This window comes from Bacteroides sp. 1001302B_160321_D4 (assembly GCF_015667765.1).
GTDB classification, from domain to species: Bacteria; Bacteroidota; Bacteroidia; order Bacteroidales; family Bacteroidaceae; genus Bacteroides; species Bacteroides xylanisolvens.
Map to the genome: position 1 here is coordinate 57,955 of NZ_JADPLO010000021.1, position 24,698 is coordinate 82,652.

The 24,698-nt window shown below is 44.7% G+C and carries 19 protein-coding genes and 1 riboswitch; of the genes, 9 read left to right on the forward strand and 10 right to left on the reverse strand.

The window, feature by feature from the left end; all coding sequences use genetic code 11:
- Window positions 1-90: 90 nt before the first annotated feature.
- From KFO40_RS10410 to KFO40_RS10430, 5 genes are all read right to left on the reverse strand, one after another.
- Window positions 91-2,049 (reverse strand): DUF6562 domain-containing protein, encoded by a 1,959-nt coding sequence (locus tag KFO40_RS10410; protein ID WP_211146326.1) that lies wholly within the window; start codon window positions 2,047-2,049, stop codon window positions 91-93.
- Window positions 2,050-2,096: 47 nt separating this feature from the next.
- On the reverse strand, window positions 2,097-3,149 hold the full coding sequence (locus KFO40_RS10415) for a DUF6562 domain-containing protein (RefSeq protein WP_087318763.1): 1,053 nt from the start codon (window positions 3,147-3,149) through the stop codon (window positions 2,097-2,099).
- Window positions 3,150-3,155: 6 nt separating this feature from the next.
- Window positions 3,156-4,391 carry a DUF3575 domain-containing protein gene (locus KFO40_RS10420; RefSeq protein WP_211146327.1) on the reverse strand — a complete coding sequence of 412 codons (1,236 nt, stop codon included), beginning with the start codon at window positions 4,389-4,391 and terminating at the stop codon, window positions 3,156-3,158.
- Window positions 4,392-4,952: 561 nt separating this feature from the next.
- Complete coding sequence (locus KFO40_RS10425; RefSeq protein WP_004314849.1) at window positions 4,953-5,777, reverse strand: Rpn family recombination-promoting nuclease/putative transposase; 825 nt, start codon at window positions 5,775-5,777, stop codon at window positions 4,953-4,955.
- 102 nt (window positions 5,778-5,879) lie between these two features.
- Window positions 5,880-7,943 carry a tetratricopeptide repeat protein gene (locus tag KFO40_RS10430; RefSeq protein WP_211146328.1) on the reverse strand — a complete coding sequence of 688 codons (2,064 nt, stop codon included), beginning with the start codon at window positions 7,941-7,943 and terminating at the stop codon, window positions 5,880-5,882.
- 75 nt (window positions 7,944-8,018) lie between these two features.
- Between KFO40_RS10430 and KFO40_RS10435 the strand changes: the two genes are divergently transcribed.
- The 7 genes from KFO40_RS10435 to KFO40_RS10465 all read left to right on the forward strand — a co-directional run bounded on the left by KFO40_RS10435 (window position 8,019) and on the right by KFO40_RS10465 (window position 16,790).
- Window positions 8,019-8,963 carry a DUF5106 domain-containing protein gene (locus tag KFO40_RS10435; RefSeq protein ID WP_120144299.1) on the forward strand — a complete coding sequence of 315 codons (945 nt, stop codon included), beginning with the start codon at window positions 8,019-8,021 and terminating at the stop codon, window positions 8,961-8,963.
- Window positions 8,964-9,230: 267 nt separating this feature from the next.
- Window positions 9,231-9,431, forward strand: a riboswitch (cobalamin riboswitch).
- Between the two features lie 182 nt (window positions 9,432-9,613).
- The gene (locus KFO40_RS10440; protein WP_211146329.1) at window positions 9,614-11,656 is read left to right on the forward strand and encodes a TonB-dependent receptor plug domain-containing protein; all 2,043 of its coding nucleotides are present in this window, start codon (window positions 9,614-9,616) and stop codon (window positions 11,654-11,656) included.
- A 23-nt stretch (window positions 11,657-11,679) separates the two neighbouring features.
- On the forward strand, window positions 11,680-13,653 hold the full coding sequence (locus tag KFO40_RS10445; protein WP_117683679.1) for a YncE family protein: 1,974 nt from the start codon (window positions 11,680-11,682) through the stop codon (window positions 13,651-13,653).
- Window positions 13,654-13,689: 36 nt separating this feature from the next.
- Window positions 13,690-14,475: a DUF4465 domain-containing protein gene (locus tag KFO40_RS10450; RefSeq protein ID WP_004316212.1), complete on the forward strand. Its 786-nt coding sequence runs from the start codon at window positions 13,690-13,692 to the stop codon at window positions 14,473-14,475.
- 236 nt (window positions 14,476-14,711) lie between these two features.
- The gene (locus tag KFO40_RS10455; RefSeq protein ID WP_211146330.1) at window positions 14,712-16,085 is read left to right on the forward strand and encodes a tryptophanase; all 1,374 of its coding nucleotides are present in this window, start codon (window positions 14,712-14,714) and stop codon (window positions 16,083-16,085) included.
- A gap of 169 nt (window positions 16,086-16,254) precedes the next feature.
- Window positions 16,255-16,557, forward strand: a complete 303-nt coding sequence (locus tag KFO40_RS10460) for a GNAT family N-acetyltransferase (RefSeq protein WP_004316210.1) — start codon at window positions 16,255-16,257, stop codon at window positions 16,555-16,557.
- Window positions 16,558-16,565: 8 nt separating this feature from the next.
- Window positions 16,566-16,790 (forward strand): (4Fe-4S)-binding protein, encoded by a 225-nt coding sequence (locus KFO40_RS10465; RefSeq protein ID WP_087321934.1) that lies wholly within the window; start codon window positions 16,566-16,568, stop codon window positions 16,788-16,790.
- 178 nt (window positions 16,791-16,968) lie between these two features.
- Here the strand turns inward: KFO40_RS10465 and KFO40_RS10470 are convergent, their stop codons facing one another.
- The 4 genes from KFO40_RS10470 to mutY form a co-directional block, all read right to left on the reverse strand.
- The gene (locus KFO40_RS10470) at window positions 16,969-17,601 is read right to left on the reverse strand and encodes a 4'-phosphopantetheinyl transferase superfamily protein (RefSeq protein WP_211146331.1); all 633 of its coding nucleotides are present in this window, start codon (window positions 17,599-17,601) and stop codon (window positions 16,969-16,971) included.
- 43 nt (window positions 17,602-17,644) lie between these two features.
- Window positions 17,645-18,997 carry a gliding motility-associated protein GldE gene (locus KFO40_RS10475; protein WP_008644692.1) on the reverse strand — a complete coding sequence of 451 codons (1,353 nt, stop codon included), beginning with the start codon at window positions 18,995-18,997 and terminating at the stop codon, window positions 17,645-17,647.
- Window positions 18,998-19,074: 77 nt separating this feature from the next.
- Entirely contained in the window at window positions 19,075-19,554 is a 480-nt protein-coding gene (locus KFO40_RS10480) for a single-stranded DNA-binding protein (RefSeq protein WP_008025720.1), read from the reverse strand.
- Between the two features lie 181 nt (window positions 19,555-19,735).
- A complete protein-coding gene (gene mutY / locus KFO40_RS10485; RefSeq protein ID WP_008644690.1) occupies window positions 19,736-20,776 on the reverse strand; it encodes an A/G-specific adenine glycosylase in 1,041 nt (346 codons plus the stop codon).
- Window positions 20,777-20,987: 211 nt separating this feature from the next.
- Between mutY and KFO40_RS10490 the strand changes: the two genes are divergently transcribed.
- Both KFO40_RS10490 and KFO40_RS10495 read left to right on the forward strand, forming a co-directional pair.
- The gene (locus tag KFO40_RS10490; protein WP_004300646.1) at window positions 20,988-21,263 is read left to right on the forward strand and encodes an HU family DNA-binding protein; all 276 of its coding nucleotides are present in this window, start codon (window positions 20,988-20,990) and stop codon (window positions 21,261-21,263) included.
- 283 nt (window positions 21,264-21,546) lie between these two features.
- On the forward strand, window positions 21,547-23,121 hold the full coding sequence (locus tag KFO40_RS10495) for a ribonuclease E/G (protein ID WP_211146332.1): 1,575 nt from the start codon (window positions 21,547-21,549) through the stop codon (window positions 23,119-23,121).
- Window positions 23,122-23,162: 41 nt separating this feature from the next.
- On the opposite strand, the gene KFO40_RS10500 is transcribed toward KFO40_RS10495, so the two are convergent.
- Window positions 23,163-24,698 (reverse strand): ATP-binding protein (locus tag KFO40_RS10500; RefSeq protein ID WP_211146333.1); only part of this gene is annotated, 1,536 nt, incomplete at its 5' end.

The following is a 24,698-nucleotide window of genomic DNA, read 5'->3' on the forward strand; positions in this document are numbered from 1 at the left end:
CGGGTGCTATCCTCCCCTCCGGCGGAAACAAGTCCTCCGGGAAGGGGAATACTTTTGTGCACCTTGCAAGGGTAATGCGAAGCACAAGGCTTAGTTGACTGTTTTCTTCACCAGCACCGGATAACTGCCGTTCGTGCCGGCTTGCCATTGGTAGTCGTAATCGGCGACGTATGTGTTCATCGCATTGATGACATCATAATCATTTGCCCCGACGGCATCGGTGAAATGACCGTTGTATCCTACGTTGATGCCGCCTCCGTTTTCGATTGTACCGCAAGGAGAGTCATCCCTGATACCCGCCAGTTCCTGCCAGTAGCAGCCTTGTATTGTGGTGTCATTATAAGTATATCCGGCGATACCGCCTTTGATAGCTGTTCCGGTAAGGCTCATTTCGGTAACCACACTGTAGCAGGAGATGATTTTTCCGGCTGAACCGGAGATTCCCACTAGTCCGGCAATGCCTCCGCCGTGAACTGTTCCATTATTAGGATGTGTAGCGGAAATCGTGCCCTCGAAGCTACAAAAGGCAATACAAGTACCATTGTACATGCGTCCAACTATGCCTCCACAATTTACCATATCCCAATTACTGGTCACCCCCGGAGTAACCCGTCCTTTAATGTTCAGATGCTTTATTATAGTATTTCTGCCGGAGGCTCGTGCAAAAAATCCACTGCTGCTTACATTATCACCCGTTGCGTTCATTCCCCGTACAGTATGGCCCTGACCGTCAAAAACACCGTAAAAGTTAGATATAACACGATCATATCCTATCGGAGTCCAATCCTTTCCGTTCAGGTCGATATCTGTTGCCAGCTTGTAGGTGGCACACTGGTAGGACTCGTTTGTTACGTTCATTTCCACATTGTTACTCATCAAATAATGCAGGGCAGCGAGCTGGCGGGCAGCGGTGATGGTGAATACGTGGTCACGGCCACTGCTGGCGTTAGCTCCGGAAGATTCTGTGCCCATCCACGCTTTGGCTTCTTCTACGGAAGTGGGGTACTTACCGTCCCATATCGGGTCGATGTTATGTTCTACGTCCGTTGTCTCCCACTCGCTGTCGATATCTACAGTCATGTTTACGGCCTTGGACGGAGCGTCCTGCGCCAAGATGAGGGTACCGGCGGCATTGATGCGATGGTTGCGCTTGATGGGTATTCCGGCAGGGATGGTGACCTTGTTCAGCACTTTGCCGGATTCGGCCGTTGCCGCAAATTCCAGACTGATCTCCGGCATAGTACCGTCGGTATTGGCAAGGATGTAGTTGGAGAAAAGCACTTTACAGGGGATATCGTTGATGGTGATGTCTTCGCCGAAGCCGGCGTTTCCTGATCCGTAAACATTTGCGAAAGACGCTGTCCCCGAAACAATACCGGTAGAAACGTCTAGTGTAGTGAGTACATTGTATTTAAACTCCACCGATTTGCAGTAAGCGAAGTTCGTTGTACTCTTCTCCGCAATGGTCAGTTTGGCGACCGCACGGGTAAGGGTGGCTGCCAAATCTTTCAGTGCCGTCGCTTCTTTGGTGAACGGCTTGGCGGCAAAGAAAGCATCCTGCTTTTCAAACTTAACATCCATCGCCATCACCCTTACCTCTTTCAGTCCGGTGGCATTGTTTGTCTCGTACCATCTATCGGCGTAATGTTGTACATCGGATAATCCGGCAATGGCGGTAGCCTGGGCAACTGCGTTTTTACCTACATAGTCCGCCCAAAGCAACGCATGATACTCTCCGTTATCAAGTTCGAATGTGAAGTCGATTTTTTCGGCTCCGGCAGCCGGGCATACTTCCTTACGGACTTTCAGCGTGGTCAGTTCCTCGTCCCATATTTCGAGAATGCAGCGCAGTTTATACTGGTCGTCGGGAGCCTCGGGCAGAGCTGCACGGCTTTGCGGATTTGGCTGCACAAAGTCGACGGGCAGCGATGCGGTAATACTCACCATTTTATTATTCGCATTTTGCAACGTATCGGTTTCGTTCTGGCTGCAAGAGGTTATCATCCCTATAAGAGCGATAATCCAAAGGTAAAGATGATACTTTTTCATGTTCTTAGCATTTTGATTTTTAACTTATTGGTAATTCACTCGTTGTATCAATGTAACAGACCATCGAGGTCTACGTCAATGTCTCCTTCAAATCCGGGGTCGATGTCCACGCCTCCCTGCATCTCGTTGGTGAGGAAATGGGCACGGACGGTGGTAAGGTGTCCCCGTCTGTAGGGCACTTCCAGTCCCGTGGTACGGCTGATGACGTTGCCGCGGCTATCTTGTATCTCCATCGTGAGTTTGACAAACGATTCCGCACCGTTCACAAACACGAAATCCGTACCTATGGTGCACTCCTCGCTTCCATCGTCGGGTACAATGAGCGGCACGGTGTACTGTACGCCCGTACGCGAGTCGGCAGGGCGTCCGGTCAGTACGTTGAACACCGTGGGAAGGTAGAAACCGTAGGCAAAGGTGATTGTATAGGCGTCGTCTCCCTCACCGTTACGTTGCCGCCGGGTCTTGCATAGGAATTCCTTTACATCGGTGGCTATCAGTTCGTATTTTGCCAGCGGTCGCACCATATCCACTTTGACTTGTACTTTGGCGTTCCATTCCTCCCGATACGGGCGCAGGTCGAGGGCGACGGTTCCGTAAAGGCAATCACGATAGTCGGTGTAACCTATGTAGGGGTCGGTGCAGGCAATATATTGCAAATTCTCCGTATTATAATAGAAGTCGGTGTCCGTGCCTGCTACGACGTAGTCCGTCCATACGGCGAGGGTGTATTCCACGGCGTGCAGTTTCAGCCGGATGGGCAGCGTTATTTTCCCGTCGCTGGCTTCTCGTTCGGCATTGTCCATGACGGTCACTTGCCGGGCTGCCGGTTTGCCGTCGCGCCATGCTTCGATGATGAAGCGGCGGCGGTAATCCGTTTGTTCTCCGGCACGGGCTTTTGTGATTCCGCGGTGTGCCTTGTTGGTGATGATTTCCAGTGGTAGGAGTTCGAGGTCGAGGGTCACTTCGGTACTGACCTCTACAAGCGTGGGGTCGATGCCTTCCTCACCGTCCGGTGTCATCGTGGGATAGTCGTGTACACAAGCGGCAAGGACGGTTGCCAACATGAAGGTGATAAATCCTATAGCATATTTCTGTTTCATAAGCCGTTACTTTTTAAGGTTGAAGCGATAGACGATAGAAAGCCCCATGCGGGTGATGCCCCAGTAGTTCTTCGTCCGTGTGTCTATCCGTGCGCCGTTGTCTATATTATAATAGGTGTCGTACTTCATGTTGGCATAGCCTGCACCGAGGGTAAATTCTCCCGCCCAATGTCCGCCGAGCGGCAACAGATAACCATAGCTGACGCCCGCGCCCAGCAATGGACGGTCGGCGTCTTGATAACGGTCGCGATTCCACTTCACATTGAACCAGCCTACGTGGGCATGAAGACCGAAGAAATGTCCCGAGCCGGGCTTCGAGAGCCAGTAACGGGCTTCGGGTTGCAGGGTGAAGGTCTTCACGGTGTGTTTGTTGCTGATGTGCCACGGACACCACAATATCGGCAACTCTACGGAAAGATGCTTGCCGACCTGCACTTCCGCCGCCACGTTCATAATCGTACCCGCCCAAGCGGCAAGGTTGGTTTTCACGCCAAGGTAACGACCGTTGGCGGGAAGTGAAGGCGAGGTAGCTGTAGAGGTGGAAGCGGTGGAAGAAGAAGGAGTAACTGAAGCAGAAGAAGCAACCGAAGTAGAAAGAGCAGTAGCTGCATCGGGTGCAACAGGTGCAGTAGCTGCATCCGGCACAACAGCCGTGGCAGCCACGGCGGAAGAGTCAACAGGCTCTTTGTCTCCCTGCAAGGCAACCGGAAGGGCTTCCTGTTGTTCCTGTCGCCTCGCCGCACTTGCAGGCTCTTGCCGGTTTTGCGGAATCTCGCTTTGGCAATCTTGGAAACCTCGGCAACCTACCACGACGACTTCTCCCCACAAGGGATGAGCCAACGGGTGGTTGAGTGTCCGGAAATGCCGCTCGCGCAGTCCGTAGTGGTCGATAAGATAGCCTTTCAGATTGTTGGCACGCCAGTAGGCGGCGCGCAGATTCGACTTTTCATCGTCCCAACTGCCGGAATAGCTCTGCACGTAGAGGGTGTCCTGACGTTTACGAAAGGTGTGCAGCCGTTTCTTCAACTTCCGCAACGACAGTCGGTTGTCCGCATATTCCGTCTTGAACATCCGGATACGTGAAGGATAGCTGAAAATAATCAGGCTGTCTGCCGAAGGTGAGGAAAGGACGGCAGCATCCGGCTGACCGCGCAAGGGAACAACCGATAGACATAGCAAAAATGCCAGTACGAAGTAACGGAATGTACTCCACGCTACGTTTTGTTTGTTTTTCATTCTCATACCTGTAACATAAGATTACAAAAATTTATATACAAGAAAGGCGTAAGTGTCCGTATGCTTATCCGTCAATCGGGGCCTTCGCACTGCCCATACCGTAGATAAGCAACAGAACACTCACGCCATTGGCGTATATAAAGCTTGTGTATCGTCCCCCTCCCCTCTCCGGACGGAGGGGGAAGTGGGGGCGCAAACAGGCATCCATATAAACAATGGAACGTGAGCATTTGTTGCATTCATCTTCACGGTGACAAGTCAAAGGTGCGAAGTTTGATTGACGAAGATGATATTCTTCAAACGCTTTCCGTTATCTAAAAATCACGCCCTCTCTCACAAGGGCAGTGACAAAGATAAAGAAAAGCCGAAAAACAGCAAACAATATAGGCTAAACTTTTATTCGCCGGGGCAAAAATAATTATTTCAGCCCGACGAAGGACAAAATGGGAATGGACAGATTCATGGACAAAATAGAGAAGAGGCTGTCAGGAAAAGGCTTGGCGCATACAAACAGTAAGGGCGACCCGTTTTTTAACGAGCCGCCCTTACTGTTTGTTATCTATTTTTTCACAATGCCTCAATTTCTTCAGCAGTGAGTCCCGTACATTCTGAAATTAAATCGATAGCCAAACCTTTGGATTTCATCATACGGGCGGACGATTCTTTTCCTCTCAACATACCTTTCTGTTCGGCAAAGTCCAACGTATTGAAATAATCGTTATAAACTTTCCATTCCTTCTCATATTGAGCTCTTTCCTCCGGAGTCATATTCGCTTTGGAGGCCATCTTCTCAAGTCGTTCAAAAACGGCTTTACGTGCCTTGAAAGGCATTCTATCAAGTGTATCCATATGCTTTAATACATAAATCCATCGTTCAAAATCGTTACTACACTCATCCTCTTCTTTGTCAAAGTTAGGCAGTTCGATAAAAATCTGCCGAAACTTGTTATTGAAAAGCTGTCCTGTATCCCGGTCGGAAAGGATTACATCAGTCCTTATCTTCGCAGGCATGTCCTTGTCAATCACAAAGTTCATAAAAAACACTCCGTATACAGCATCCAACCGGAAGTCCCAAGGACCGCTTTTAGCTTGTTGCGTAATCGCACGAGAGAGGTAGAAGAGAGCACGATCTTTAAAGTAAGGTTGCTCACGATTCTGCATTTCTACGATTATCCGTTCACCTGTGTCAGTCATACAGTAGATATCATAGATAATCCCCCGTTCTGTTTTTACTTCCGGCTGCTGTTCGTTGTTAAGGAACTGGATGTCGGTAATCACGTGCTCTCCAGAGAGCAAATCGTTCAAGAAGTCGATTAATAACTCCTTTTCTACCTCTCTGCCGAATAAAAACTTAAAGCCATAGTCGGTAAAGGGATTAATAAATCTTCCCATTATTAATGTATTGGTTGTGTATATTGACAACAAAGATAGACATTTTTTGTTTAATGATGAAAGTTCCGGGTTAATATTGCTGAATGACTGAAAGAACCGATTCTATAAATCTTCCCCTACCATAATGTGACGGATTTCCGCATCAGTGTCCGAACCTTCGGGCAGACCAAGCTTCACACGGATGCGGTATCGGGTTTTGGACACACTTGCCACGCTGATGCCGAGCGTCCGCGCCAGTTCTTCGTTGGATTGCTTGAGCAGAACCAACATACAAAACAGTTCCTCGCTACGTGTCACCGCCGGACAGGCTTCACGAAGATGCAGCAGCGCCGACGGGTAGACGGACAAAAAGGCGTTACGGAAATCCTCTTCTTCCTTACGGGTGAGCAAGTGGGATTGCAGGCTTTCCATCACGCTGTCAAGTTCGCACGTGTTGCGGTGGCGCGCCTGGATATCAGAAAGCTGGCGGATAAGGGAACGGTTGCGTTCGTACAAGTCCTGACGGGCGGCTATCAGTTCGTGAAGCCTGCTTTCCTGATCACGCAACCGTTCGTCAGCCCGCTCATGTTCCTGCGCCTCGAGCTGCCACCGGAGCCGCAGATTGCGGTGGCGCATCACCATCCAGCCGGCTATAAAAAAGACAAGTAGCAATGTACACACTCCGGCTATGAAATACACATGCAACAGGGTATCCTGAAGACGGACTTCGGCAGTCAGCAGACGATTCTCCTGTTCTTTCTTCTGTGTTTCGAAACGGATATTTGCCGATGCCAACTGGCGTATCTTGTCTTTGCGGGTCACCGAATCTCTCATCATCCGATATTCGGGAAAGACAGTAAGCATATCCACCGCCCGCCCCGTGTGGCGATAGCCTTCCATTAACAATTCCGCCGCTTCCGAAGCAGGGTGAAGCTCGGATATATCTTTCAACTCGCCAATAGATTTCCGAAGCAGGGGGATTGCCTCCAACCATTTACCGACGCGGACAAGGGTGGCACCGTAATAATAGTCATAATATGGCAGGCGATGACGGGGAACTTTACCTTCAAGTGCGGCAAAGCCTCTCAAAGCCACATTCACAGAGTCGGGAAAGGCGGCAAGATAATACATCCGATCTATCTGCACCATCAAATGATAGTAGTCGTTCTTCGTCCGGTCAAAGCAACTGTCGGCCTGCGCAAGAACCAGGAGTGCGGAGTCGGGGCGATTCAGATTGTTGTGTATCTCCGCCTTCGCAATGAAGAAACGACCTATCAAGTTATTGTCAACTTCGGCACGTGCCGGCTCGCCCGTTCCTACGGCACAATAGCGAAACGCTTCATCATAGAGCCCGAGCAGGCGGTAGGCTTCCGTCAGAATCTCCGCCGCCACCAGCTTGCCGTGATAGCTGCCCGACTTCTCACATAGACGGATAGCTTCACGACAGAGGGAGATACTTTCTTCATACTTCCCCTGCTGAAGGTATATATCGGCAAGCCGCCCGATAGCTTGCGGATAAAGCCAATAGTTGCTTAGGCCCGAGCGTTCTGCCACTCGGCAGGCTCTACGCAAAGCGGACTCGGCACGAGTGCTGATAGTGTCGACACCCATATAAGTGATGCCTGCCGTAGCTGTACAAAATATCTCGCTCAACGGGTCGTTGTTCTCATCTTTCAGTGCCATCGCTCGGTTGAGATAGTCCACCGCCTCCGCATGGCGGTCGAGCGCCATAAGCATCTGCGCCTTTACCACCCACAGTTCCCTGCGGCAATAACGGGAGACAACAGGGTGTTTCGCCCGCTCCAACGAATCAAAATACTGATAGCCGGACTCAAAGTTCATCATCAGATTGAAGTATATCATTAACCGGCGGAGAGATTCGGAAGATAAACGGCGCAATTCTTCGGTAGTGAGCACATCGTCCACCGGAAGCCGGAACACGGAATCTAGCGGCGGGAAAGCCAGCCTTTCCTTCTCCTCCTTAATCAAGCGGATACCACGCCCCAATGTACAAAGACTGTTGGCATAGAACGTGGGAGAAACGGCAGGATGTTCCCGCTGCATGTCAGAAGGTCGGTTGCAACTCCACACAGCCGTCAGCATAAAAAAAACGAAGAATATGTAGGTGGATTTAATCATAGATATGCATTGTATGTTTGTTTGCCGACACAAATATAGCATTTTCATTAAAACAGTACATTTTCACACATAGTTTTTTTATCTTTGCTCACCGATAGTAAATTGAAAACAATTCAGCAAGTTATGAGAACAAATATAAATCTTATCCCAGTCTTCTGTATTCTACTGCTTTGCGCTTGCAAAAGCGGGAATGCATCCAGCCAAAACTCCAAAGAAGCTCCCAAAGATACCATCACCTCCTTTACGCTACCTGCCATCCCGCCAATGCTGACAGCACCCGAGCTACGGGCAGATTTCCTAGTAAAGCACTATTGGGATAACGTAAACTTTGCCGATACCAATTATGTCCATCATCCCGAAGTAACCGAACAAGCTTGGGCGGACTATTGTGATATACTGAACCATGTTCCATTGGAAACTGCACAGCAAGCTATGCAGAAAACAATCGAACGGACAAATGTGAATAAGAAAGTATTCACTTACATCACCGACTTGGCAGACAAATATCTGTACGACCCTAACTCCCCGATGCGTAACGAAGAGTTTTATATCCCTGTACTGGATGCCATATTGGCTTCTCCCGTACTGGAAGAAATAGAAAAGGTACGTCCCAAAGCCCGTCGCGAACTGGCTCAGAAAAACCGTATCGGAACCAAAGCACTGAATTTTAACTATACATTAGCTTCCGGCGCACAGGGTTCTCTTTATCAACAAAAATCGGACTATACCTTATTATTTATCAATAACCCGGGATGCCATGCCTGCACGGAGACAATCGAAGCATTAAAAAACGCCCCTATCATCAATCAACTTCTGGAACAAAAGAGACTAACAGTCCTCTCCATTTATCCCGACGAAGAGTTGGACGAATGGCGAAAACACCTAAATGAATTCCCAAAAGAATGGGTTAACGGATATGATAAGACCTTTGCTATCAAGGAACAACAACTGTATGACTTGAAAGCCATCCCTACCCTCTACCTTCTAAACAAGGATAAGACAGTACTTCTGAAAGATGCTCCCGCGCAAACCATCGAAGAATACCTGCTAATGAAAGGCGAACAATAAGCCCCCACGCCGCCCACACACGTGCCCATGCCACACCGCCCACGCCGCATGGTCTCCCGGCCTCGTTTTTTCAGCGTCAAGCGCAGGTGTTTTCTTCGGCGTCAAAAAGGGCAGACTGTTTGAGCGTAGCGAGTTTCTGCCCTTTAGCCGAAGGAAGCACCGGAGTAGCTGAAAAAACGCAGCCTTGATTCTTTCTTTTTGGTTCTTTCTCTTTCGTATCAAGACGAAAGAAAAAGAACATCTCTTTGGAAAAAACAAATAAACTCCCTATCTTTGTCGCGCATTGGTTTGCGACTCCCACGCGGGGGAAGCAATTAAAAGGGAATCAGGTGCAAGTCCTGAACAGTCCCGCTGCTGTAAGTTCCATACAAGTTACAAGCAATTCACTCATTGCCACTGGAGACCAATCCGGGAAGGCGTTTGTAACAGGAATAAGTCAGAAGACCTACCATGCAAATAAGTTTCACTGCTTTCGAGGAAAAAGCGTTGAGTCTAATGAACCGGACAAGTCGTCTATCATTTCATTCATCACTCTGATTCAGAGAAAGTGTGTTAAAACGGATAAACTCTGCCAAGTTTATTTATGCGTGTCCGGTCGAAGGGATTTCGCCCGGACACTTTTAAACAGTAACAGACTGAAAAAGGAATAAATGAAGAAAAGAACATTTAATAAAGTGATCTTTGCAGCATTCAGCTGCCAATTCTTATCCATACCACTTTTTGCACAACAGCAAAAGGTAGATACGACACATACATATTCTATTCCCGAAATAACAGTATCAGATATCTACCAGACTCGCGAAGTACGCTCAACCGCTCCCCTGCAAGTCTTCTCCAAAGACGCCCTGAAAAACCTGCACGCCCTGCAAGTCTCCGACGCGGTGAAACACTTTGCCGGAGTAACCGTAAAAGATTACGGAGGTATCGGCGGACTGAAAACAGTATCCATACGAAGCCTGGGAGCCCAACATACCGCTGTCGGTTATGACGGGATCACCCTGACCGACTGCCAAACCGGACAAATAGATATCGGGCGTTTCTCGCTCGACAACGTAGACCGCCTTTCTCTAAACAACGGGCAAAGCGATAACATCTTCCAACCTGCCCGCTTCTTCGCGTCAGCAGGCATATTGAATATACAGACACTCACGCCACTATTCACCAAAGGCAAAAAGACCAATATAGCCGGAGCTTTCAAAACCGGCTCCTGGGGATTAATCAATCCCTCCCTGCTACTGGAGCAACAAATCAATAAGACATGGAGCATGTCAGCCAATGGCGAATGGATGTCCTCCGACGGACATTATCCGTACACACTACATTATGGAAATGCGGCAGAAGACCTGTCCTCACGTGAAAAACGAAAGAATACAGACGTACAGACATTCCGTGCCGAAGCCGGACTTTACGGCAACTTCTCCGATAAAGAACAATGGCGGTTGAAAGCCTACTACTTTCAGTCCTCCCGGGGACTACCCAAAGCTACAACCTTCTATAACGACCATTCCACACAACACTTGTGGGATAAAAACACATTCATACAAAGTCAATACAAGAAAGAATTCAGCCGGCAATGGGTGTTCCAAACCTCTGCCAAGTGGAATTGGAGCTATCAACGTTATCTGGACCCCGATACCAAGAACTCTTTAAAGAAAACAGAAAACAGCTATTACCAGCAGGAATATTACCTTTCCGCTTCTGTACTATACAGACTGTTGAGCAACCTCTCTTTCTCACTTTCCACAGATGGAAGCATCAACACCATGAACGCCGATCTAGCCAACTTTGTACACCCCACACGTTACTCATGGCTAACAGCATTCGCCGGAAAATACGTAAATGACTGGTTAACAATCTCCGCATCCGCATTGGCAACCGTTATCAATGAAGATGTGAAAAAAGGCGGTAGTGCCGGCAATCACCGTAAGCTAACCCCTTATGTAAGTGCCGCTTTCAAACCTTTCCAGCATGAAGAATTCCGCATCCGCTTCTTCTATAAAGACATTTTCCGTCTGGCAAGTTTCAACGACTTATATTACGAAGAAGTAGGCAACACCCAACTAAAGCCGGAAAAGGCCAAACAATACAACATCGGACTGACATACAATAAAAATGTATGCCCGTTCCTACCCTATCTGTCAGTAACCGTTGACGCCTATTATAACAAAGTGACAGATAAAATTATCGCCTACCCTACCAAAAACCTTGCCGTATGGAGCATGAAGAATCTGGGTGAAGTTGACATCAAAGGCATTGATGCCACAGGAAGCCTGTCCCTCCAACCTTGGGATAAAATACGCATCAACCTCTCGGGTAACTACACATACCAACGAGCATTAGATGTCACCCCGCCCGATCCGAACACGTATGAATCGACATACAAACATCAAATAGCCTACACTCCCCGCGTCTCCGCTTCGGGACAGGCAGGCGTCGAAACACCGTGGATCAATCTGTCTTATTCATTCCTTTTTTCCGGAAAACGCTATGCATTAGGACAAAACATTGCCGAAAACCGATTGGATAGTTATAGCGACCACAGCATTTCTGCAAACCGTGACTTTCAGATCAGAAAAATCACTACCTCTTTCAGCGTGGAAGTATTGAACCTGATGGATAAGAATTACGAGATTGTGAAATATTTCCCAATGCCCGGACGATCCGTAAGGGCGACAATAAGAATAAGATATTAACTATTATAAAGTAAGATATTGACGTGAAAAGGAAACTAATATATATATTCTCGTGCTGGCTGTCATCCATAATCTTATTCGTGGCATGTGATGATATGGAGGACAAACCCTTCACATCAGGCATTATAGGCGATCCGACAGAAACGGGTACCGCCGAACTATATGTATTATGCGAAGGACTGTTCAATCAGAACAATAGCTCGCTGGCACGTTTTTCTTTCGGCAACCAGCAAATGGTTCGTGACTATTTCAAAGCAGTCAACCGCCGGGGATTAGGAGACACAGCCAATGACATGGCCATCTACGGAAGCAAGATATATGTGATAGTCAATATCTCCAGTACGGTAGAAGTGATAGACTTTCGTACGGGAAGCTCATTGAAACAGATTCAGATGTTGACAGAAAACGGAAGTTCCCGTCAACCACGCTACATCGCTTTTCACAAAGAAAAGGCATACGTATGTTCATACGATGGAACCGTTGCACGTATAGACACAACCTCCCTATCCATAGAAGCTATCACATCAGTGGGACGCAACCCCGACGGTATTTGTGTACAAAACGAAAAGTTGTATATTTCCAATTCCGGCGGGTTGGACTATTCATCAGGACTGGGTGTAGACAACACGGTATCTGTTGTCGATATTGCCACATTTAAAGAAAGTAGCAAACTAACAGTAGGCCCGAATCCCGGTAAAATAGTAGCAGGTCCGGACGAAACCGTTTATGTAGCCACCCGTGGCGAAGATGTAGAAGCCGGCGATTATAACTTCGTCAAGATAGACTGCCGGACAAACAAAGTCACTCAATCTAACGAGAAAGTACAAAACTTTGCCATCGATGGAGAGATTGCCTATCTATACAATTACAATTATAACACACAGACCTCTTCTATCAAGATGTTCAATCTGAAAACAGAAGAGACAATCCGTGAGAATTTCATAACTGACGGAACAGTGATAAAAACGCCATACAGCATCAATATCAATCCTTACAGCAACAATGTATATATCACCGAAGCCCGTGATTACACCACCTATGGAGACTTACTTTGTTTCAACCAACAAGGACAACTCATGTTCCGTCTGAACAACATCGGACTTAATCCGAATACTATTGCATTCAGTGACAAAGCCTCACAAAGCGATATTGATGACAACGATGATGATAAGGAAAATCCTCTGGCCTTCGCCAATAAAGTATGGGAATATCGCCCTGCTCCCGGACAGTTTATCAACACTACCACTTCAGCATATAAGGAGGGCTTTACTTATGATGATATACTAGAAGAAGCAACCCGCAGAATTCAGCAAAAATCACTCCTTACATTGGGAGGATTCGGTGGTTACATTGTTTTAGGATTCCCACAATCCATTCCGAATGTAACAGGAGAGTATGACTTCAAGATAAAAGGCAATGCTTACTATAACTCCAAAACCGGAACAGGAGCATTGGGCGGAAGTGCAGAACCGGGAATCGTATTTGTATCTAAAGATGTAAATGGCAATGGAAAGCCTGACGATGAGTGGTATGAATTGAAAGGAAGCGAATACGGGAAAGACACAGAAACACGCGGATATGAGATAACCTATCACCGCCCGAATCCAGCCAACCTAAAAGTTTTTTGGAAAGACAATCAAGGCAACGAAGGATATATCTTCCGCAACAGTTTCCATAACCAAGAATCATATTATCCACTTTGGATAGAAAGTGATGAAATCACATTCCAGGGAACACGTCTAAAAGATAATGCCGTCCCGGAAAACGGATTATGGGTAGGATATTGCTATCCGTGGGGATATGCAGACAACCATCCTAACAGCAAGGAAGGAAGTAATTTCAAGATAGATTGGGCTGTGGATAGTAATGGCAGTCCGGTAGACTTGGATCAAATCGACTTCGTGAAGATTATGACCGCAGTCAATCAGGATGCAGGACAAATGGGTGAAATATCAACCGAAGTTACCACCATTGAGAACTTACATTTCAAGAAATAATCAATAATTAATTAATAACTAAAATCAGAAAAGAACATGAAGAAATTATCTTTATTATTACTGTTATCAGTATTTGTATTTTGTGGCTGTAGCGATGATGACGATACAAAAACATACGTGCTTAGCCTGCCCAATTACGAAACTCATACACTTGATATGGGCGATCAAGAAAATCCGGATGATTCATGGTCTGTTAGTAGCGACTGGGGGACAACTAACTACAAATATAATCTATTAACTGACGCTAGTGGTATCTTTGAATTTGACTGTGTATCTTCAACATACGGTTTCTATTCAGATAGTTTTGCATTTACAAATTGTACAGAAAAAGATTGCCCAGACTTCGCAACTTATGATTATCGCGCTATCACTAAAAAAGGAGTAATCAATAATACATACGTTATCGTGGGAGCTGCCGGATATAAAATTGGAAAGAATTCTGATAAAGAAGCTGCAATCCGTTTCAGAGACCACGACAATTCAAACAAATTGGAATCCTATAGAGTAAAAGGACTATATTTAACAAACTGTGTCTATGCTTACAATAGTATGAAGGAAGGTAGTTCTATATTCGAAGGAAAAGATAAATTTGGAAATACAGATTCTTTCAAAATCATCATCTATAATATGGATAAAACTCAAAGTGTAGAGTGCACTTTAGGTGAAGGAACCCAATTTGTAACTACATGGAAATGGGTAGACCTAACTTCATTAGGCGAAACAGAGGGATTGAAATTCAATATCAAGACCACCAAAGAAGACCAATGGGGTGCAATGACCCCAACCTATTTCTGTCTTGACGGTATCACTATTGAAGACTAAATAACCAACTTGTTTGATTGGTTGAGATTAAACATCAATCGACCGCATAATTTTAAAGGGCCGGATATTCTTTTAAGAAATCCGGCTCTCTTTCTATCTACTCACTACATTTTGATATATTACCAGCCCATAGAGAAGTAAACCCAATAACTCTCACTAACAAAAAGACACTATATATTTGTTAATCACACAAATTTTAGCTACATTCGTCGTTCAAAACTATTAAATCTACGACAATGGAATTACCTTTTGCTGAATCATGGAAAATAAAGATGGTAGAACCCATCCGGAAAAGCACACGTGAAGAACGCGAGCAATGGATTAAAGAAGCACATTATAATGTCTTTCAACTCAAATCAGAACAAGTTTATATCGATCTCATCACCGATTCCGGAACCGGAGCGATGAGCGACCGTCAATGGGCAGGAATGATGCTAGGCGATGAAAGTTACGCCGGAGCAACCTCTTTCTTTAAGTTGAAAGAGATGATTACGAAACTGACAGGATTTGAATATATCATACCGACCCATCAAGGACGTGCCGCAGAAAATGTGCTTTTCTCTTATCTCGTGCATGAAGGAGACATTGTACCCGGAAACTCACATTTTGACACCACCAAAGGACACATCGAAGGACGCCATGCCACCGCATTAGACTGCACTATCGATGCAGCAAAACATACCCAACTGGAAATCCCGTTCAAAGGAAATGTAGACCCAGATAAATTGCAGAAAGCCTTAACAGAATATGCAGAACGAATTCCTTTTATCATCGTAACCATCACCAACAATACAGCCGGAGGACAACCCGTATCCATGCAAAACCTGCATGAAGTACGTGCCATTGCTGACAAATACGGCAAACCCGTACTTTTCGACTCTGCACGCTTTGCTGAAAACGCCTATTTTATCAAAATGCGCGAAGAAGGCTATCAAGACAAAACCATCAAAGAAATCACACGGGAAATGTTCTCTCTAGCCGATGGCATGACAATGAGTGCCAAGAAAGACGGAATCGTCAATATGGGTGGATTTATCGCCACACGACGTTCAGACTGGTATGAAGGCGCAAAAGGTTTCTGCGTACAATACGAAGGCTATCTCACCTATGGAGGAATGAACGGACGGGACATGAACGCTCTTACCATCGGCTTGGATGAAAACACCGAATTCGACAATCTCGAAACACGTATCAAGCAGGTGGAATACCTTGCAAAGAAACTGGATGAATACGGAATCCCTTACCAACGACCGGCCGGAGGCCACGCCATCTTCATTGATACACCTAAAGTACTGACGCACGTTCCCAAAGAAGAATTCCCGGCACAGACGCTGACCATAGAACTTTATTTGGAAGCCGGTATCCGTGGATGCGAGATCGGTTATATCCTTGCCGACCGTGATCCGATAACTCATGAAAATCGTTTTAACGGTCTTGATTTACTCCGCCTCGCCATTCCCCGCAGAGTATATACAGACAATCATATGAATGTAATAGCCGCTGCTCTCAAAAATGTATATGAACGTAGAGAAAGCATCACTCACGGAGTGCGTATCGCCTGGGAAGCGCCTTTAATGAGACATTTCACAGTTCAATTGGAAAGATTATAAACTTAGAAAAAATAACAAATATCAGTTGAAGAAGTAATAGAAAGGGATTGAAAAGACCAGTGCCAGTATGAACGGGCAATACTTTCTCCATTAACAAGAATAATTGTTTGCATAAAACAAAAGTGTTTCCCAAGTGTTTATATTATAATCGAACTTAATACGTAAAATTATGGCAGAAGATTATAAATTAATAGACAACGAAGAAAAACATCGATATGAATTTCAGATCGATGGCAAAATAGCCGAAATAGACTATATCAAATCAAACAATGGAGAAATATACCTTGTACATACAGAAGTACCCGCCTCATTAGGCGGCAAGGGAGTAGGATCACAACTTGCAGAAAAAGCACTGACAGACATTGAACGACAAGGTTTACGCCTGGTACCGCTTTGCCCGTTTGTAGCCGGATATATTCACAAACATCCGGAATGGAAGCGCATTGTAATGCGTGGTATTCATATTAAATAAATACAGATATGGAAAAGAAAATAGAATACACCAATGGTGAACTGACCATTGTATGGAAACCGGAATTATGCCAGCATGCCGGAATATGTGTAAAGATGCTACCCAATGTCTATCATCCTAAAGAAAGACCCTGGGTGCAAATAGAAAATGCGACAACGGAAGAATTAATTACACAAATCAGTAAATGTCCGTCAGGAGCATTGAGCTACCGACTTAACAAAAAAGAGAAGTAAACCAACCATAAAAGAACCTGTCTGAAAAGCCGTGAGTTCATAAAATCATGAGGGCGTCCGAATATAAAGTGAACCCCGAAAGTCATACAAAAACTTTCGGGGTTTATTTATTATGTCAAGACATCACACATTACAAAGAAAAGAGAAACAGGTAGAGGCACTTCATTTCCTCCCCCATTCAACTCAATGTCCATGTCAGTACAAAGTCCGGGCAGATACGATAACCGACAGAGTAAAGTTCCTGCTGCTCCGTCGCCAACTCCTGAACCTGAAACGTTCCTTGCTCTTGAGGAATAAAATGCGTCAAACGGAGTTTACGAAGGTCAGCGTCAGCGTTTTCCATCCGCTTAAAAACAGCTTCTTTTGCCGACCAATGCAATAACAGTCCCCAAGTCATATCTCCCTGATAAGGTTCCGTTTGTTCATCAGAACGGATATACCTATCAGATACCTTGTGAACGCGTTGAGCATATTGCTCAATATCAATGCCTGCCGGAGTGAAAGAAGCAAGCATCACAGCTACATAACCTTTCGTATGAGAAATACTGATGAAAAAAGAATGATCCGTCAGATACGGTTTTCCTTCGGGAGAATAACCGATTTCCTTATCCTCCTGCAACATGGCATACAACAAAACACGAACGGACAACCATTCCATCTTACGCCGTTCGGAGACAAAACGATTCAATTCCTGTTCACAGAACACTCTTCGCGCATCCGGCAAAAGAGCCAACAGAGCATCCAAAGACTCTTCCATCTTCCAGACAGCCCACTGTATATCATCCGTCTTATGTTGCAGAAATAACGCCATCTTACGTTTGCTTGATTATGCTTTCAAAATTATGATTCCAAGATTATTCCTTCTCTACCGAGCCTTCCATATCCTTCGGCAGAATTGTAAACTTCACTTTCAGGATACGACGACTATCCATTTCGAGCACTTCAAACTCATAATGGTGATAAGTCACTTTCTCATGCAATGCCGGGAATTCACCTTTAATTTCGAGCAGCATACCCGCCAATGTATCCGCATCTCCCACCACCTTTTCAAACTCGTCTTCGTCTACTTTCGCAATCTTATAGAAATCCGTCAACTGCGTCTTCGCTTCAAATATCCAAGTATGGTCATTCAAGACAACGTATGTACGTTCTTCATCATCATATTCATCATGAATCTCACCTACAATCTCTTCGATAATATCCTCCATCGTCACCAGTCCGGAAGTTCCTCCAAACTCATCCACAACAATGGCAATATGAATTTTATTCGCCTGAAAGTCACGTAACAGATCATCAATCATCTTTGTTTCCGGCACAAAATAAGCCGGACGGATCAATGACTGCCAACGGAAATTATCCCCCTTGTTGACATGAGGCAGCAAGTCTTTAATATACAATACCCCCTTGATATTATCCCGCGAACCGGAATAGATAGGAATACGCGAATAAGCATTTTCAATGATACATTGCATCACCTCCTTGAAAGAGGTACGGATATCCAGATCGACCATATCCAGACGTGATGTCATCACCTCCTTCACAGTTTCACCGCCGAAACGGATAATACCCTCCAAGATATTATTCTCTTCAGAGAGTTCCGCTTTATCTGTCAGCTCCAATGCGTGCGACAATTCATCGACAGAAATATTGTGGCTCTTCTTTACAAAATGTTTATTCAGAAAAGTGGTTGAACGTACAAGCACAGTAGCTATCGGACGGAACAGTTTTTCCAGGAAGTAAATCCCCGGTGCCGAAAAACGGCAAAAAGCCAAAGTCTTCTGTGCTGAATAGATTTTCGGCATGATTTCACCGAACAACAACAATAGGAAAGTCAGGATGACGGTCAGTATCAAGAACTCTGCCAATGGAGAATGAAAAACAAATACATTCATAAAGAAGAAGTTGCAGAGCATGATAATGGTTACATTCACAAAGTTGTTCGTAATCAATATCGTTGCCAGGAGGCGTTCTGAATCCCCCAACAGGGCACTTATTTTTTCGTCGGAAGGATGATTCTGTTCATCAATATCATTCCGGTCGGAAGGAGTAAGTGAGAAAAAAGCTATTTCGGAAGCCGAAGCAAAGCCGGAAGCAAGCAGGAGTACACCTGCCAATACTATGGCAATAATAGCAGAGATAGAAGGAGTGTTTACGGTAATACCGTTGAAAATGTCAGCCAATTGGCTTAAATAACCATCTGAGTCCAAAGAGTCTATATTTTAATTAAACAAAAGATAATGTGCCAAGAAGCTCGCGAAAACCTATTGGCACACTATCACATTATCTAGAACGGCAAATCATCTGTCGGATTATCTTGTGCGGGTTGTGCCTGCGACTGCTGCGCTTGTTGCGACTGGCCGGCAACCGGTTGTTGCTGTTGCCCCGTAGCCGGTTGTCCAGTAGCAGAAGCTCCCGCACCCGGATTGGCTCCTTTCGGAGACAGCATTTCCATATTATCCACATAAATTTCGGTGATATAGCGCATAGCACCCGACTGGTCGCTATAAGAACGTGTTCTTATCTTTCCTTCCAGATACAGTTTGTCACCTTTGTGCACATACTTATCCACAATCTCCGCCAAACGGTTGGATGCAACGATATTATGCCACTCTGTTCTTTCGGGAATCTGGGTTCCATTAGCCAACGTATATCCACGATCCGTTGTAGCCAACGGGAAAGTTGCTACTGCCGAACCTGTATCGAAGTATTTTACCCGAGGATCTTGTCCTACGTTTCCTATCAATATCACTCTATTTACTGACATATCTGTATCAAGTTTATGATTCTTAAAATTAAATCTGCTGCCAAAATTAAACAGAATAACAATAGGATGCAAGATTTTAAGTATAAAATCAAGTATTAAGTTTTAAGTATTAAGTATTAGGCTGCGCCATAAACTGCATGGGTAATACTCAATACTTATTACTTAATACTTATTCTAATGCTTATTCTAATGCTTGTAGCAAGTCTTGTACTAATTTAGAAACAGCGTATTGCTCCAGTTCGTCCACCCTTATTTTCAGGAAATCACTGAAAGAAGTCAAATTTTCAGACAAGGTCACTTCATATAGATTAGCATAGATAACCCGGTGAGACAATACATGCTTCACCTCCCTGCAAACCGAACGTACCACCGGTACTTCCCCCGGCGCAAAGAGTGCACGAAATTCCGGTAAAGTCAAAAAATCTTCTTCCGAAAGAGCCGTCGGAGTTTCTATCAAGGGCAGTTCGAACAGATTTTTCCAAATATCATTGCCCGTCCGTTTATTTATAAAGGTATACGCGCCCGCACGTACATAAATATAATTAAAGTAACGGTTCGTTGTCTTTGTTTTGTGTTGCTTCACCGGAAGTTTTGCCACCAAGCCTTTCGAAAGTGCCGAGCAACTGCCCACCAACGGACAGAACAAACAATCAGGCGACTGCGGAGTGCACTGAATCGCCCCGAAATCCATTATTCCCTGATTGTAAACAGCCGGATGCTTCTTATCCAGCATCTCATCCGCCAATGCTGCAAAGAGCTTTTTTCCTTCTGTCGAATCAATCGGAGTATCGATGCCGAAATAACGGGAAAGCACCCGGTACACATTACCGTCCACTACCGCATAAGGCATACCGTAAGCAAACGAACAGATCGCTGCCGCTGTATACTCCCCCACTCCTTTCAGAGCCAGCACTTCCGGATACGTTTCCGGGAAAACCCCATTCATGCTTTTGGCGGCGGCATGAAGATTGCGGGCACGTGAGTAATATCCCAGTCCTTGCCAGTATTTCATCACTTCATCCTCCTCCGCAGCGGCTAAAGTCCGCACATCGGGAAAACGTTTGATAAAACGAAGAAAATAATCATACCCCTGCGCCACCCGCGTCTGTTGAAGAATGATCTCCGAAATCCAGATCAGATACGGATCGGCAGACTCCCTCCAGGGCAGTTCACGTTTATTCTCTTTATACCACTCTACAATCGTTTTAGTAAACTCGTTCATATCCTCGTTCCTAGTGTATTATCTAACATTTATCTTGCCTATCCTATCCAAAAGGCACACAAAAGTAACTCTTTTGGTTCTAAGAAAACCCTATGCCACTATTTTTTTAGAAAAATGTGCAGAATATATTTTTTTAGGAGCTTAAAAAGCTATATATTTGCAGTCCAAAAAATTAGCAATAACATAGTAATAATATTTTTTTTAAGGAAAAATGACTAAAGCAGATATTGTAAACGAGATTACAAAGAAAACTGGAATTGATAAGCAGACAGTTCTTACAACAGTTGAGGCATTTATGGATGCAGTAAAGGATTCATTGTCTAACGATGAGAACGTATACTTGCGTGGGTTTGGTAGTTTCGTAGTAAAGAAAAGAGCACAAAAGACTGCTCGTAACATTTCTAAAAATACTACGATCATTATTCCGGAGCACAACATTCCGGCTTTCAAACCGGCTAAGACATTTACAATTTCAGTAAAGAAATAATAAACAAGAGTATTAACCCATAAAATGTGAAGCTATGCCAAGCGGAAAAAAGAAAAAAAGACATAAAATGTCTACGCACAAGCGTAAAAAAAGACTAAGAAAGAACAGACATAAAAGCAAAAAATAATTTTTAAGTCTGGATCACACAGAAATAAAGAACAAACTTGCGAAGCTAATGTCTTTCAAGTTTGTTCTTTGTTTAAGTAGCTAACCCAAAATGAACAATTTGTCAAAAAAGTTGTTCATATAAATGAGATTCAATCAATAATAAGGAAACAAAACAGTGACAAGTGAACTAGTAGTTGACGTACAGCCCAAAGAGGTCTCCATCGCCCTTCTCGAAGATAAGAGCCTGGTGGAACTTCAAAGCGAAGGAAGAAATATTTCTTTCTCTGTGGGCAATATGTATTTGGGACGTATCAAGAAATTGATGCCCGGACTGAATGCATGCTTTGTAGACGTTGGTTACGAGAAAGACGCTTTCCTTCATTATCTGGACTTGGGTCCTCAATTTAACTCACTCGAAAAGTTTGTAAAGCAGACTTTAAGCGACAAAAAGAAGCTGACCTCCATCAGCAAAGCAACCCTGCTTCCCGATCTTGACAAGGATGGAACAGTATCCAACACCCTCAAGGTAGGACAAGAAGTAGTGGTGCAAATCGTTAAGGAACCGATCTCCACTAAGGGACCGCGACTGACGTCCGAAATTTCGTTTGCCGGACGCTATCTCGTACTGATCCCTTTTAATGACAAGGTTTCTGTTTCACAAAAAATTAAATCGAGCGAAGAACGCGCCCGCCTGAAACAATTGCTGATGAGCATCAAGCCGAAAAACTTCGGTGTCATCGTCCGCACGGTAGCCGAAGGCAAACGCGTAGCCGAACTCGACGGAGAGCTTAAAGTCCTGGTTAAGCATTGGGAAGATGCGATGGTAAAAGTACAAAAAGCCACCAAGTATCCGACGTTGATTTATGAAGAAACCAGCCGCGCCGTAGGTTTGTTGCGCGACCTCTTCAACCCTTCTTTTGAGAATATTCACGTCAACGACGAGGCTGTGTACAATGAAATTAAAGACTATGTATCACTGATTGCGCCCGACCGGGCTAATATCGTGAAACTATACAAAGGTCAACTTCCCATTTACGACAATTTCGGTATCACCAAGCAGATTAAATCATCGTTTGGTAAAACAATCTCTTACAAGAGTGGTGCCTATCTGATTATTGAGCACACTGAGGCGCTTCACGTAGTAGACGTGAACAGCGGTAACCGCACCAAGAATGCCAACGGGCAGGAAGGTAACGCACTCGAAGTAAACCTGGGAGCCGCCGACGAGCTGGCCCGCCAATTACGATTAAGAGATATGGGTGGTATCATTGTCGTAGACTTCATCGATATGAATGAAGCCGAAAACCGTCAGAAGCTTTATGAACGAATGTGTGCCAATATGCAGAAAGACAGGGCACGGCATAATATTCTGCCGCTTAGCAAATTCGGGCTAATGCAGATTACACGCCAACGTGTGCGTCCGGCAATGGACGTCAACACGACCGAAACCTGCCCTACTTGCTTCGGCAAAGGCACAATCAAGTCGTCCATTCTTTTTACGGACACTTTGGAGAGTAAAATTGATTACCTGGTCAATAAACTGAAGGTTAAGAAATTCTCGTTACACGTCCATCCGTATGTTGCCTCTTATATCAATCAGGGACTCGTTTCCCTGAAACGGAAGTGGCAGATGAAATACGGATTCGGTATCAAGATTATTCCAAGTCAAAAACTCGCATTTCTGCAATATGTGTTCTATGATACACATGGAGAGGAAATCGATATGAAGGAAGAAATCGAAATCAAATAGACAGAAAAGGCGGCCCGGTCAAAACGAGTCGCCTTTTTGTTTTATCTATTTTCTTCAACTATCCATTTTTCAATATTACGGGTTTCCGCACTGAAATTTACTCCTATTTTAAAGAGCTTCCGTTCATCCATCTCGAAAGGAAGAGCGTAATGCTTGTCATTTATCTGCTGCAATGCTTCTTCTGCCGTACCGTTCAGTTTAAATTCCATGATATAGATGAAATTGTCTGTCTGCAAGACAAGGTCGATGCGCCCTTCACTTGTATGATATTCCACTTTGGTATAGAAGCCGACTAGTTTAAAAACAATGAAAAGCACGTTCTCGTAATGCAATTCCTGATCGCGAATCACTTCGTAGGTGGTATCAGCAAAGAAACTTTGTAAACGACGGAAGAAAGAGCTGTAATCGCCGGAACGTACTTCACGAACAAATTTCTGAATTTCAAACGGAGATTCTACCTTATTTACATTCGCATAATAAGGAAGCAGGAAACGGACAAATCCTTCTTCTACTTCACGATTCGGGAAACCTAACCGATACATTCCAAATTCTTCATCATACCCTTTAATAGTGAGATAACCACTCTGATAAATCACCGGAATGGGATTAGTAGATTCAGAGTCTATGCTATTCAATACTTGGGCGTCGGTTTCTTCATGCGTCATCCGCTCCAAGTCATAATGATGTTTTTGCAGCAATTTCACCAGATAAGTAGGCGTGCCTGTTTCAAACCAATAACTGCCGAAATCCTTACGTTTGAAAGCATTAAGCAAACTGAACGGATTGTACATACCAATAGAATTGTGCGTAAAATGGTAACCGTCATAGCACTCTCTCAACTCTTCACAAAGTTTATCATACGTTATTCCGCGCGCAGCAGCAAATTCATGAAGCTCTGTTTCCAAATTGTTGTGGATTTCACGCTCGCTAATGCCACAGATTTCGACATACTCATTCCACATGGATATATCATCCAGATTATTCAATTCACTAAGACAGACTTTACCAAACTTTGTCACACCTGTCAGGAATGCAAACTTGATATAACTATCCTTTGTTTTCAATGCTCCATAAAAAGGTTGCAAAATATCCCGGAATTGTCTTTGCAATTCCTCATTACCGATGGTTTGCAATATGGGCTTATCATATTCATCAACCAGAATAACCACTCGCTGTCCTATTTTCTCACAGGCACGCTGAATGATACCGGCAAAACGTAGAGAAAAGGAAGTTTCGGATGGGCGGGTTCCATATTGTCTTTCCCAATATTCCAGATTATAATTTAATATATTATCCAGCCTTTCGGACGTGTCATATTTCTCGATATTAAAATCCAGATGCAATATAGGATATTTTATCCAGTCTTTTTCCAGTTTTTCCACAGCCAACCCTTCAAATAGTTCTTTCTTTCCTTGAAAGTAGGCCTCTAAGGTGGAGACGAGCAGACTCTTTCCGAAGCGGCGCGGACGACTCAAAAAGTAATAACGCCCGGTTTTTACCATTTGATACATCAATGCCGTTTTATCAATATAAAAATAGCCATCCTGACGAAGGCTTTCAAAATTCTGAATACCGAT